10 protein-coding genes and 1 pseudogene are annotated in these 12,890 nt (G+C 62.4%); 8 read left to right on the forward strand and 3 right to left on the reverse strand.

Translation table 11 applies throughout. From position 1 onward, the window contains the following. The first annotated feature begins 24 nt into the window (after nt 1-24). From ACWCP8_RS22745 to ACWCP8_RS22755, 3 genes and pseudogenes are all read left to right on the forward strand, one after another. A complete protein-coding gene (locus tag ACWCP8_RS22745; RefSeq protein ID WP_451117764.1) occupies nt 25-426 on the forward strand; it encodes a hypothetical protein in 402 nt (133 codons plus the stop codon). A gap of 338 nt (nt 427-764) precedes the next feature. After that, nucleotides 765-1,010, forward strand: a pseudogene (locus ACWCP8_RS22750) (NUDIX hydrolase); the annotation flags it as partial. A 491-nt stretch (nt 1,011-1,501) separates the two neighbouring features. Beyond that, the gene (locus ACWCP8_RS22755) at nt 1,502-4,102 is read left to right on the forward strand and encodes an NB-ARC domain-containing protein (protein WP_451117766.1); all 2,601 of its coding nucleotides are present in this window, start codon (nt 1,502-1,504) and stop codon (nt 4,100-4,102) included. Nucleotides 4,103-4,174: 72 nt separating this feature from the next. Here ACWCP8_RS22755 and ACWCP8_RS22760 read toward each other — a convergent pair whose 3' ends face one another. Next, the gene (locus ACWCP8_RS22760; protein WP_451117768.1) at nt 4,175-4,576 is read right to left on the reverse strand and encodes a flavoprotein; all 402 of its coding nucleotides are present in this window, start codon (nt 4,574-4,576) and stop codon (nt 4,175-4,177) included. A 353-nt stretch (nt 4,577-4,929) separates the two neighbouring features. Between ACWCP8_RS22760 and ACWCP8_RS22765 the strand changes: the two genes are divergently transcribed. The 5 genes from ACWCP8_RS22765 to ACWCP8_RS22785 all read left to right on the forward strand — a co-directional run bounded on the left by ACWCP8_RS22765 (nt 4,930) and on the right by ACWCP8_RS22785 (nt 10,256). Next, complete coding sequence (locus ACWCP8_RS22765; protein ID WP_451117770.1) at nt 4,930-5,229, forward strand: hypothetical protein; 300 nt, start codon at nt 4,930-4,932, stop codon at nt 5,227-5,229. A 42-nt stretch (nt 5,230-5,271) separates the two neighbouring features. Further along, complete coding sequence (locus tag ACWCP8_RS22770; RefSeq protein WP_451117772.1) at nt 5,272-5,784, forward strand: hypothetical protein; 513 nt, start codon at nt 5,272-5,274, stop codon at nt 5,782-5,784. 99 nt (nt 5,785-5,883) lie between these two features. Continuing rightward, on the forward strand, nt 5,884-6,021 hold the full coding sequence (locus ACWCP8_RS22775) for a hypothetical protein (protein ID WP_451117774.1): 138 nt from the start codon (nt 5,884-5,886) through the stop codon (nt 6,019-6,021). A gap of 1,751 nt (nt 6,022-7,772) precedes the next feature. Then, entirely contained in the window at nt 7,773-8,066 is a 294-nt protein-coding gene (locus tag ACWCP8_RS22780) for a hypothetical protein (protein WP_451117776.1), read from the forward strand. Between the two features lie 108 nt (nt 8,067-8,174). After that, nucleotides 8,175-10,256 (forward strand): restriction endonuclease, encoded by a 2,082-nt coding sequence (locus ACWCP8_RS22785; RefSeq protein ID WP_451117778.1) that lies wholly within the window; start codon nt 8,175-8,177, stop codon nt 10,254-10,256. Nucleotides 10,257-11,159: 903 nt separating this feature from the next. Here ACWCP8_RS22785 and ACWCP8_RS22790 read toward each other — a convergent pair. Together ACWCP8_RS22790 and ACWCP8_RS22795 are read right to left on the reverse strand one after the other, a co-directional pair. Then, nucleotides 11,160-12,368, reverse strand: a complete 1,209-nt coding sequence (locus ACWCP8_RS22790; protein ID WP_451117780.1) for an AAA family ATPase — start codon at nt 12,366-12,368, stop codon at nt 11,160-11,162. Nucleotides 12,369-12,423: 55 nt separating this feature from the next. Then, nucleotides 12,424-12,822 carry a cell division protein SepF gene (locus tag ACWCP8_RS22795; RefSeq protein ID WP_355997799.1) on the reverse strand — a complete coding sequence of 133 codons (399 nt, stop codon included), beginning with the start codon at nt 12,820-12,822 and terminating at the stop codon, nt 12,424-12,426. Between the last annotated feature and the right edge of the window lie 68 nt (nt 12,823-12,890).

Below are 12,890 nucleotides of genomic sequence, written 5' to 3' on the forward strand. Positions count from 1 at the left end.
AGTGTCCAGCTGTACGGTCCAGCAATGGCTGAGAGACCTACGACAGGTTGGCGCGAGGGCATCGAGGAGGAGCAACGAGAGCTGGCCGCCGGCACGCTGGATCCGGGGTGTGCGTGCATGGTCGAATTGTTCCCGGAGAGCCTGATCACCGCCACCGACAGCGTCTTGGACGCCTTCGAAGCAGATCTCCCTTCGCTCCAGGGCTCCTCTGACGAGCGTGTCTTCGCCGCCGTGCAACGTGTTGTCCTGGCCCTGAACGCCGTCAATGACGAGCACAACGGTGGCGCTTACGAGACGGACGAACGTGAGCAGCTGTGCGACTACATTGACAAAGCACTCACCGAGCAGGGGGTCGATGTCGTTGCACTGACCGCGCGACACGGTTTGGGGCGCTACCAACTCACGGACCGGTATCGCGACTGGTAGCGCAGTGGCTGTGTTCGAATACGTTTCGAAGTGAGCTCACCGCTCAACCTGGCCTGCAGAAGGGACCAGTTCAGAAGCAGGCCTCTCCCGAACCGCCCCAGCCCCCTTCTAAGCGCTTGGCCGCAGGTTCGAGTCCTGCCGGGGGCACACAGTCCGCACCGTGCCAGGCCCTCCCTCGGGAGGGCCTTTTTGGCAGGTCACCGCACCGTAGCGAGGGCCGCGTAGCGAACGCATAAGCGCCGGACCGACCCCAGGTCACAGTGGGGAAGGTCCGGCGCCGTCCGGCTGTCACCGGGTTTCTGCGGGTGGCTGCGGTGGATACACGGTGGCGCTCCCAGGTCGACGAGCTCACGGGGGTCTACAAGAACACCTCGTGCGGCATCGTCGCCCTGGCCTTCCGCTGCAAGCCCTCCGGCGGCGCCGAGCGCACCTTCTACGAGTCCACGGCGGTTGACTGGCTCGCGCCCGAAGAAGTCACAGAGCGCATGTCCGAGGTCTGCGCAGTGCGTTTGCTCGATGCCTTGGATGCGGAAGCTCCGTACCTCAGGAGACACGACGGCAAGCACCTCATCCCGGCGCGGTAAGACTTTCTCTACTTCATCAAGGCGCCGCGCAAGCGCGGCGCGCGCCGCAGCCCCCGGCCGCGGGGCACCACCCGTGAGAAACGGCCGGCACGGGGCAGGGGAACCCCGCTGTGGCTGGGGTGGTCGGCTCCACGGCTTTAGCCACCTCCCCGGTTCGGGTCCCGCGTCGAGCAAGACCAGGGGGCCACTCGTTCAAATTCCGGGCAGGATCACAACCTGCCCGAGTTGCCGGCCAGCGTACGGCCCCCTGATCATGCTCGACCCCAAACCGGGCAGGACACCGGCCAAAGCCGCTCCGCCGACCGCGTGGGCCCCCGAATCACACGGGATACCGAACCGAGGCGGCGGAAGCTGGTCGAGAGTCCTGCAGATGTTTCTCCGGAGTAGCTTGCTGATGGCTTGTCAGGAACGTAGCATGCTAGGCCATTAAAGGATTCCGAACGTAAGGGGAGTGCACGATGGGTTCCTTTAGCTCAAAAATCCTCGTCCGCATGTGGGAGAGGGTCGAGCAGAGTAAACAGGATTCAGACGTCGCGTACTTCCACGATTTGATGCTGCTCGGAGAATTGCTGGTCAAATTTACCACATCCGCAATCCTTGCAAGCGTTGAGAACGACAGAGATAGACAGCGATACAAAATCGAATACCAACTAGTTCGAGCCGATGGTATTGGCGAGTGGTCACGAGTCCTTGAAGAAGTTATTACTGGACCAGCGAACGCGTATATCATCCCCGAGGCTCGACCTCTCATTCGAGACTTCACGGAGATTTTTCAACCCGGTGACGTTTCTTGGCAGCGAGTAGCGATCGATAATTTGAGCGCGGCGCTTCAATCAATCGACCCAGAACTCGAAAAAGCCCCCCGTAAGTCAAATTTGCAGTGGTGGGTAAGAAACTTTGCAACTCTGCGCAACAGGACCCGCGGACACGGTGCCATCACTATTGGGAAATGTTCAGCCGCGGCACCCGTCCTAGAAGAGTCCATCCTCTCCCTAATGACTGGATGCGCAGCTTTTATAACGCCATGCATGTACCTCCATAGAAATATTTCCGGAAAGTTCCACCTATCTACGGTTTCCGGGGATTCTTCTAAATTTTCCTATTTGAAATCTGAAAAGGATCACACGCACGAAGACGGAATCTACATGGCCTTCGACGCGAAGCTAAGAAGGCTGCCCTTGGTGCATTCAGACGTAGATATCCATGATTTCTATCTGGCAAACGGTGGGTATAAAAACGGACGCGATTCAGGGTCGACTTATGAGACGCTCTCATATATTTCCGATACCAGACGGAGAGAGAGCGCCGAAGATTACCAAACTCCGCCAGAGTCGCTTCCCTCCAGTGAGACTGAAGGCCTCCCTAGCCTAGACATTGAAGGACATTCGTTTGCCAACATTCCTCCCCCCCTCAATGAATACATCAAAAGGCCGAATCTTGAAGCAGAGGTTCTTTCTCTCCTCAAGGACAATCGGCATCCAGTAGTAACACTTGTAGGGAGAGGTGGAATTGGGAAGACCTCTCTCGCTCTAGAGGTTTTGCATCGAATTGCGAGCGATGGGGATTACTTTGCTATCCTCTGGTTCAGCTCTCGGGATATAGATCTGCTACCTAGCGGGCCTAAGCCGGTACGACCCGCCGTCCTTTCTAAGGAAGATATCTCTAAGCAGTTTGTGGAACTGATGAATCCCACCAGCGCCAAGGTGAAGGGGTTCAAGCCCGTCGACTATCTAGCTCAGGCTCTTGCGGAGCAGGATGACGACAGGCGACTTCTGCTGGTTTTTGATAACTTTGAGACGGCATCTAACCCGATCGAGTTGTACCAGTTCATCGACTCCTACGTGCGATGCCCAAACAAAGTTCTAATCACCACCCGAATGCGGGAATTTAAAGCAGATTTCCCTGTAGAGATCCGTGGGCTAAAAAGGGATGAATTCGAGGATCTTGTAATATCGACATCTCGCAAGTTGGGAATCTACGACTTGTTGAACGTGGCCTACATCGATTCACTCTTCGACGAGACGGACGGGCATCCGTATTTCGTAAAGATTCTTCTCGGTGAAGCTCGACAGGAAGGAAAGGCCATCCCCCTGGGGAGGCTTTTCCTCAATAAAGAAGACTCCCTTAGAGCCCTATTTGAGCGGTCGTACGGACTGCTCTCGCCAGCCGCTCAGCGCGTCTTCTTGACGCTGAGTGGCTGGCGTTCCCTCGTGCCCAGGCTAGCGCTGGAAGCCGCACTGATCAGGCCCCAGAATGAGAATATGGACGTAGATGGGGCCCTAAGTCAGCTGGAGCGATACTCGATGATTGAAGTTCTGACTGATGACAGCGGGTCGGAATTTCTGCGCACTCCAATGACTGCCGCTGTTTTCGGACAGAGTAAGCTCAAAGTGAGCCCATTCCGTTCTCTGGTGCTGGCCGACGTTGAGCTAATTCAACAGTTCGGTCCCATGCAAGTAACCGACGTATCTAAGGGCATGCAGCCCAGGATCGAACGCATGGTCAGGGTGGTTGCATCTCGTCGACAGGCAGGTCAAGATTTTGTTCCACAGATGAGGGCGCTGGAATATGTCGCCAGCCGCTACCCAGAAGCCTGGCTGCGTATCGCAGATTTCTATATGGAGGGCGCTCGTGAGGACTGGGAAAAAGCCCGCACCAGCATCGAGCGGCTTCTAGAGATAGACGGTGAGCAAATCTCGGCCTGGCGCAAACTTATTTACGTAAATCAGCGCCTAGGAGACGTCTCTCAAGAGCTTAATGCGCGAATCGTACTCGCCGAGATTCCTGACGTTGACTACTCAGAGATCGCAGATGCGGCTAGCCACTTCGCCCATGCTCAGAAGAATCAGTCTTTGCAACTTGACCATGAGGCCCGGGCGATGATGATAGATAATCTGATCCGGCTCATGGAGGATAGAAGAGCTGAGGCTACACCGACAGAATTGAGCCGCCTAGCTTGGCTTTACTTGTACTCGAAGGACGTCTCCAAAGCCAATGAAGTGGTGACCGATGGGCTGCTGCAGGAACCCACAAACCCGCATCTGGCCAGGCTGAGGGAGAAGCTAAACGAATCTCCGGACGTCAATTGGTGAGTCCACGGTAGATGGGCGGTGACAACAGCGGGCAACGAGTCCTATTCAATGGCTTCTGGACTACAACGCCAATCAGCAGGTCGGCGCTCCCATAAGGCTTGGCAGCGCTCGACATCCTGCGTTGACCCGCGGAAACACCACGACGGGAACGTCGATCGTGCCGAGCGCTTCGCTAACTTGCGTCAGTGCTTGGTTGTCGGCGATGCCCGTCGCGAGCTTGGCGACGTAGTTCGCGCTTGCGGGGGCGACGACGTAGCAGTTGGCTACCGGGTGGGGGCGAGCCTCGGCCGGTAGGCGAGGCGTATCCCGGACTGGCAGGCCGGTTACGGCTTCCAGTCGGTCCAGTTCACCGTTCGCCCGCAGCCATTGGCCGGCGTTCGGGGTCAGGGTCACGGCTACCTGCCAGCCGAGGGCGATCGCTGGCTCGACCAGGCCGGTGCGTAGTTGTTCGACTCCATCGGCTGCCGTGCCCACGACTCCCAGCACTCACGGTTCCACCACCCCGCATCGGTCCGGCCCCTCGGCCAGCAGTACAGCAGAGAAGTACCGCAACCACAGCGACTATCAGCAACCGCTGTTGGCGCGACACCTCGCGTGGCACCTCGACGATGGCGTCGTTCACGCCGACCGACGCACCCAGCTCCCGCATGCGGGCCTGCTCCTCGTCGGTGAGCAGAACCCCGCGCCCGACGAGGGTGCCGATGGCCAGGAAGTCGCCGGTGTCCAGCTCCAAGACGTCCGGGCAGTTGTTGTAGCCGGTCGACCCCCACTCGGCGGGAGTGGATCCGATGCGGCGCATGGGACTCCCCGGTGACAGGATCGGTGTTATGAACACCGAGACGGACTGGGTGTACCGGGTGTTCGAGCCGCACGGCTCCCAGGGATGGCGCCCCTACGGCAGCGACCCCGAACGGTGGCAGGGCGCGATCACCGCCTCCGACTCGCCCGAGGGTGCCAAGTACGCCATCGGCCGGATCGTCGGCGATCTGATGACCGAGTGGGGGAGGATCGGCCTCCACCATGCCATGCACGTGCGAGTCTTCCTCTGGCACGAAGAGGCGGGCGACACAAAGGACGCGAACTTCATCGTGGAGCTCCGGCCCCGGTCGGACATCGACGCAGCGTGATCTCCGGCGCATGAGGCTCCACACGGTGACAGGATCGGTGCCATGGGCACCGAGAGGACGTGGGTGTACCGGGTGGAGGAGCCGCACGGCTCCGCCGGCTGGCGCCCCCTCGGCGGCCACTCCCATCGCTGGCGGGGAAAGATCACCACCGACACCCCCAGGCAGGGCGCCGAGTACGCGGCCGCGCTCGTCGTCACCGACCTGGTGACCGAGTGGAAGGTGAACGGCATCTGCGAGCAACACGTGCGCGTGATCGTGTGGGCGGGCGAAGAAGGCACTGACCCCGACGACGCCGTCTTCACGGTGGAGATCCAGCCCCGCGTCGACACAGAGTTACCAATCACGGCCGGATCCGTGTCGAGTATGGATAGCAGCCCGTGGGATCCGGATAGATGGATCAAGGGATCCCCAGGTGAACCCCCATACCCACTAGCAGGTAGCCGCCCACGGCGGCCGGGCCGCGATCGGGGAGGGCGGCCGAAGGCAAGCCAGTTCAGATGTCACCCGATCGTGCACCAGACCCCCACTTGCATCTGGAAGACAACAACGGTCTAGCTAGTGAAGGGCTCTGTCGGGCTCGTTCTGGAACGATGCGACGATGAGGACTGAGACAGGCCGCGGATCACGCCTAGTCGCTTTGAGACAGTCTGCCGAATGCGTGTCGAACTAGGCTGGACTGGCGGCACCTTCGGCACGATTGATCAGGTCACCGCCCTGGCTGAAGTGAGCATCCAGGTGCCCGTCTCCGCACAGGCCGTCCAGCAAGATCACGATCTACAGCTGGAGTATTAGGCACTAGGTGGAGCCGGATGTGCGTCTCGTGCTTCGCGTACGTCCGCACGGTCTCCAACCACTGGCTCGGGGACCGTGCGACTCCACTGAAACCGAAGGGTTTATTGCGACGGAAGGATCGCATTCGCCGTCGCGCGATTCGATGAGTTGATGTAAGAAGTTTAACATTACGCCATATCGGACCATTGTCGCGGATTTCGTGTAGTGCTGCCACGCATTTCTGATCCAGAAGGATCGTCGCGCACGCTCACGATCGCTAGACTGTCAGGGTCCTTGCTGCCATGTCCAAACGGTCGAAAATTCTGACAATTGCCGGCGCCAACGCGGCGGATAGCAAGTCATCAAAAGAATCCGACTTTTGAGCTGGACTGACTTCCGCTCGCTTCAGTGTTAGCAACGCTTCTGACGTCAACTCGTGAAGTTGGCGCAAACCGCGTGAAATTTCAAGCATTCCCCGCCGCTGCTTCCAAGCCCCGTAGTGAGTAGTCAATGCGAAGGGATTTATTCCACGTTGAACTCGACCTGACATTTCCATGTAGTCAAGCTCGATCGACTCCACCGCCTGCCCCAGGAGCCTCTGCATCTCTAGGAGGCCTTCACGTGCCTGTTCAGGGCTGCTGGGGTCAAGGCTGCTGACTTCAGCTTTGACCCCAGCAAGCAAGGGGCGGAGGGACTTAATTAGGGGGAGGACCTCCTCCGCCTCAATTTTTAGCGCCTCGCTTGCTGAAATCTTGCGAGAGGCTCCGAGCTCATAGCTTGGCCCACTATGAGTTAGCGCAGCAAGAAGAGTCGTCCTTTCCAGCGACGCTCGCGACCTGGGGGCGGAATTGTAGCTGGGGCCGCTGTGAGCGATGGCATCTTTAATGGAGCGCAGGGTCGACTTAGACATTGCTACCCCCGTTCGCCATATTCTGCGACGGCTGCGGTGCGATATTAGTCTGAGGATTGGAATTATTCTGCGCGCCTAGGTCTTGCGCAGGAATGTCGTAAGCCGGCGCCAATGCTATTTCCTTAGGCGCCGCACGGCCCCACTTGTCAATAATCGCCGGAGCGCCAGCGCCCGCAAGCACGGCTCCGAAAGCGCTAATCGGACCAGACACAGCAAGCACCCACGCCACCCCCGCCCCCAAGCCAGTACGTAGCACTTCGATCGTGAGCCAGATCTTGAAGTTCACACCGCCCGGCGCATGCCATGGCCAGATCTTCTCGCCTTGCAAGTATCGGAACAAGGTCAAACCTGCGATGAACAGGCCGCCAAGGGCTCCGTACCCAAGCATGTGTTCCTGTTCCACAATTCCCCCTGGCCCTGTCCCTCTTGCAGTCTACCCAGGTTGCTATGACGCACCCTCAGGTGGTGAGGATGACAGCGTAGGGTGCGTCGGCCCACATCGCATGCACCTCACTCACTTGCAGCAGGGCTGGGGCATGCGATCCCTGCCCCGGAGATCGATGGTGCGCGTGCTGGTCGGGGTCTTACCACCCGAGTTAGGGATCCCCACAAGCGCTGGGGGGCTGACATCCAGCGCTGACATCAACGAGCATGGACGGCCACAGCAGTGGACGGCCGCGGATGGGTTGGGTGCATCCAGCTGGGTACGGGCAGGCCCGAGATTGATCGAACTTACAAAGCAGATGTCACCTGTCGGGGTCGCGCACCTGAGCATCAGGGCCATCTACTTAAATACGCCGACCGTCCGAGGCCGCTTGTACGGGCCAGGCTGGCTTCCAATGCATCCCCCACACGTCGCCAGATGCTCTTGGGGCACGGGCCGCAACCTCAAGAGGGACTGTTTCCCCTCGACGACGACCTGACGACAGAGGAGTACGAGGAGCTGAACGAGACATTTGAGGCGCTGGGCGCCTCCACGCAGCTCGTCTGTGTGTTCTTCACCGCGGACCCGGAAAACGGCATCCATGCCATCCACTGGGGAGACGCGCATCTCGAACCGGACCGCACCTTCACGTGGCTCTACAGCGAACAGCTCCCGGTCGCTCCCCAGCCTCTTGTGCGACGACCAAGTACGGTCACTGCCTGTGGCAAGTGACTAGGCGAGTTGCCGGTTGCCGACTAGAGTCCTCTCGTTACTGTTAGTTGTGGGGCCAGGACTAGGTGAACGGGGACGCCGAGGTTCTGGGGGGAGGGCCTGTAACCCATGAGTCGTCGCTCCAATGGATTGGTCGGCATCTGGGCTGAGGCCCAACGCCAGCAGCAACGCCAGCTTGAAGCACAAGCCAGGCAACAGCGTGAACATGAACGGCAACACCGCGCCCACCAGCGGGAAGTAGCGCGCAGTCATCGTGAGCAGCAGGCAGCGTATCGGCAGCAGCGAGAGGCGGATGCCAGGCGGCGGACGGAGGAGTTGGAGGCCCAGGTTGACTCCCTGGTGCGCTTGTTGTCCGCTGGATGTCGGGCTGCAGCATTCAGAGTCACCACGCTCACCCGACCCGAGGAGATTGAGGCATTCTCGCCGGGCCAACTCGCCTACCCCATCGCAATGCCGGATCCGAACCAGTACCAAGCACAGGGCGGTTGGACCTCCAACCGGAGAGCTCAGGCGCAGGCCGAAACGCGGGCCCGGTTCGAGCGTGACTGGCACGCCGCGCAGGCTGCAGAGGCACAGCGTCAGCAGCAGTTGGCGACGTATCAGCAGCAGTACGAGCAGTGGGCTAATGCTCAGCTAGCGGAAATCCGCCGGCACAACACCGGCATTGCCGAGATGACAACGGCACTTCGCAACGGTGATCCCGAAGCCGCGGTGGAGTACTTTTCTGCTGCTCTCTATTCGTCTGTCGCGTGGCCGGAGGGGTTGCCGCGTCAGGTGTCTGCTGCGTACGACTCTGCGGCGCGCCAGCTGGTTCTGAACTGGGAGCTGCCCAAATACGACGTCATCCCCGAAATGAAGTCGGTGCGGTACATGCCTTCGGCGGATCAGGACAAGGAGACGGCTCGCCCGGCAGCCCAGCGTCGAGCGTTGTATCGGGACGTGCTCGCGCAGTGCGTTCTCCTCGTTCTGCGCGACCTCTTCGCAGCCGATGAGTTCGGCGCTTTGGAGTCGGTTGCGTTGAACGGGTTCGTCGACGACCACGACCCGGCGACGGGCAGGCAGGCACAGGTCTTCCTGGCCACTGTCATGGCTTCGCGTTCAACCTTCACCGAGCTCCATTTGGAGCAGGTGAACGCTGCCGATTGCCTGGTGGACGGTCTCCGAGGCCAGTTGTCCTCGCGCCCTGATCAACGCGCTACGGTACGGCCTGGCCGGGTGCCCGAGGATGTAGGCAACGGCGTCGTCACCCACGGAGGAGACGATGAGCCGGATCTATACGAGATGGATCCGATCGCCTTTGAATCGCTGGTCGCTGATCTATTCCGCGCCATGGGCATGCAGGCGGTGACGACTCAGCGCTCGAACGACGGCGGTGTGGATGTCGACGCGCTGGATCCGACCCCGATCCGGGGTGGCAAGATCGTCGTGCAGGTGAAGCGCTACCGCAACACCGTGCCGCCGACAGCCGTCCGTGACTTGTACGGCACCGTCCAGGACGCCGGCGCTAATAAGGGCGTACTGGTCACGACTTCCGGATTCGGCCCCGGCTCGCACACCTTCGCCAACGGCAAGCCCCTAGAACTGGTATCTGGCGTCGAATTGGTCGACCTGCTGCACCGTCACGGACTGCTTGGACGACTGGGCAGCGGCGGACGCTCGGTTCCTGCCCATCGGGCGACACCGAATGCTGCGGACGAGGCGGGTGACGCCAACATCTTGAGCATGTGCTGGTCAGGCACCGTCGCCGTGGACGTGTGCGCGCTCGTCTGCCATGGCAACCGGGTTCTGGACGACGACCACTTCGTCTTCTTCAACAACCCTCAGGCACCAGATGGCACGGTCCGTGCGCATGCCGCTGCAGCGCCGGACAAGGCCGCAATCCGGGTGTCCTTTGACGCACTGCCCGATAGAGCTGACCGACTCGTCTTGGTCGCCGCAGTCGACCCCGTCATTAATCCTGAGGCAGACCTTTCCGGGTTCACCGAGGCTCGCGTCCGACTACTGGACCTCTCGGGGGCCGAGCTCGACCAGCTAGAGGTCTCAGATGGCCGCGCCAACGAAACCGCTTTGGTGCTCGGGTCCTTCCGCCGCCGCGCTGGCGACAACTGGGAGTTCGTTATCGGAGGCAAGGGATACAGAGGGGGGTTGGAGGAGCTGATTCGGGACTACGGCATCGACGTGGCTTCGTAGCGGCCTTCCTGCGAACACGGCTGGACGAGGACTGGGCTGGCTGGCTGGCTGGCTGGCTGGCAGATGCGATGCCAAATGACGCACGGCAGCCACTTGGCACTCACGTGCTCCGCTGGCCGCTCGTGTCTAATGCGCGTCGAAGTAAGACGAAACTGTGGTGAGCTCAGCAGAGTTGGGCTAGTCAGGCGGCCAGGACGACGTGAGCACCAAGGCGCCTTCTAAGCGCCTGACCGTATCTGCACGCTCGGTCTGTGAGTGTCTAGCTGTGTGACAACGCCGAAGCAAAGCAGCGGACACGCGCGGACGCCCATGGACCACCACGGCAGGTGAGAGGCGCAGTCGGCCAAGGTCGAGCGCCCACTCAAGTTACTTCGGGACGAAGAGGTCGCGGAATGCTGGCCAGGCGCAGCGCAAGCTGGCCATGAGGAAGGCTCGGACCCGCGCTCCTGCGTCAACCAGAGACATGGCCGCTGTCCGAGATCGGCCAACGCTGATCAAGAACAACAGAAAGGTGCGGCGGACGGGCCCACCGGTACGAAGCGGCTTGACGCCAGCCCTGGCTGCACGTCCCTCATGCCCCTGCCTGACGAGTCTGCAGAGAGCGGAACAGGTCGCCGACCATGATGGTCACCATAATCAGCGTGCCGACGATCACCGAAGGTACCGGCGGGCAGGCCGTGACGGACGGAGACAGCGTTGCATGAATCGACAGCCGGGTTGATGCGGGGCAGGAAGCGCCTACCGAACTGACGCCACATGCCGTCCGGGCCGTCTGTGGGCCGTCCGAGGGGGGCCGACGATGACCGACAACGACCAATGACGCCCACAACCGCACAGCTCACCGGCATGTTGCCAAGCGATGCTGCACCCCGCCGGAGGGGCGGTTCAATACATCAAGTTCTGTCACGGTTCCAGGTCTACCACCGTCACACCGGCCGTCCCGCGGGCCTCGGAGGCGGCCGCCTCCGCGACCGTGCCCACCAGCCTGAGGTGCCCGGCCGCGCCGATCGATGCCGCCAGGCCCAGCAGCCGGCGCAGCTGACGTCCGTCCAGGTCCCGGTCGAGTCCGTCGGCCAGCACGGTGAGGGTCTGCATGGCCGACGGCACCTCCCTCGCCGCCTCCATGGCCAGCACCCCGGGGCCGGTGAGCAGCACCAGGGCCAGCGCCAGATACCTCAGCTCGCCGTCGCCGAGCCGCCCGACAGGGGTGCGGTGCCCGCCGTCGCGCTCGACCAGGGCGCGCACCGTCCCGTCCGCGAGCCGCTCGACGTCCAGCCCCGTCACCGTCCCCGCACATCCGGCATCGGCCGCCGCGACGAGCCGGGCATGCCGCTGACCGCACTGGGTGTGCGTACGTTCCAGCACCGCCGCGAGGTTGCCACAGCCGCGACGCAGCCGGTCCTCGCCGCTCGGCACCGGCGCCCGCATCCGCTGCGGCTGCGGTTCGCATGCGAAGACCGACCGGAGGGCCACCACCATCTGTTCGGCGGCGGCCAGGACCCGCACCTGCCCCTCGGTCGTTCCCGCGACCCGCAGCGGCAGCAGCGCCGTGCCGAGCACGTCGTCCGGCAGTGGGGCGCGGGTCACCGGAACCGCGCCTGCCGTGTGCCAGGCCGCCTGGACCGTCGAACGCCCTGGATCGCGCAGGGCGGTGGTGAGCAGGGTCTCGCCGCCGCCGGTCAGCCGTTCGCCGACGATCCGGAGGGTGGGTTCGGCCTGGATGGCGAGATCGAGCCGGACCGGACCGGCCGGGCCGTCCGTCGTGCAGCCGATCCGGAAACCGCGGCGGCCCTGTGCGTCGGCCCCGGCCCGTTCGGGTACGTACGCCTCCGGGTCCGGGAACACCTCGGCGAGCGGGTCGCCGGCCCCCAGCCGGGCCAGTGCCTCGTACGCCCGCAGCGCGCTGGACTTGCCGCTGCCGGCGGCCCCGGCGAAGAGCGTGAGCGGCCCGATCGGGAGGACGGTGCCCCGGTGCGAGGCGAAGGCGGAGAGCCGCAGTTCGGTCACGACGGGGCCGGCGGAACGGGCACCCCGGGCGGCGGACGGTACCCCGGAACGGGCATCGGAGGCAGCGGGCGGCAGCGGGGTGGCCCCCGGGCAGAGTGCAGTCATGAGCGGACCGTACTCACGCCGCCGACCGGCGAACCGTTCCGCCAGGCGGACCTTCCTACGATCGAGGTACGCCCGCCGTCGCAACCCCCTCGACCTCCATGCCGACCGGCGACAGCAGAAAGACGTTCCGGTCGACCCGGTGCATTCCGCTGCCCAGCCCGAAGACCACACCGCTGGCGAAGTCCAGGATCCGCTTGGCCACGTCGATCTCGGCGCCGGTCAGATCGAGCAGCACGGGGATCTGCGCGACCAGGTACTCGGCCACCTCCCGCGCGTCCGCGAAGACCTGCACCCGCAGCACGACCATGCGGCGCTGTTCGGCGTTCTCGTGGCCGTCGGGGACCGTGCGGTGGTCGACCCGGGACGGCCACTCGTTGCGGCTGCGCAGCGGTACGACCTGGGCCAGTCCCTCCCACTGCTCGTCCGTGACGTCGTACCTGTCGTATCTGCTCACCGGTCCACCCCGTCTGTGCATCGGTCGGCGTTGCGCCGGCTGCGCTCGCTGTTCATCGGGCAATTCTC

It is taken from the genome of Streptomyces sp. NPDC002206, from assembly GCF_053593595.1.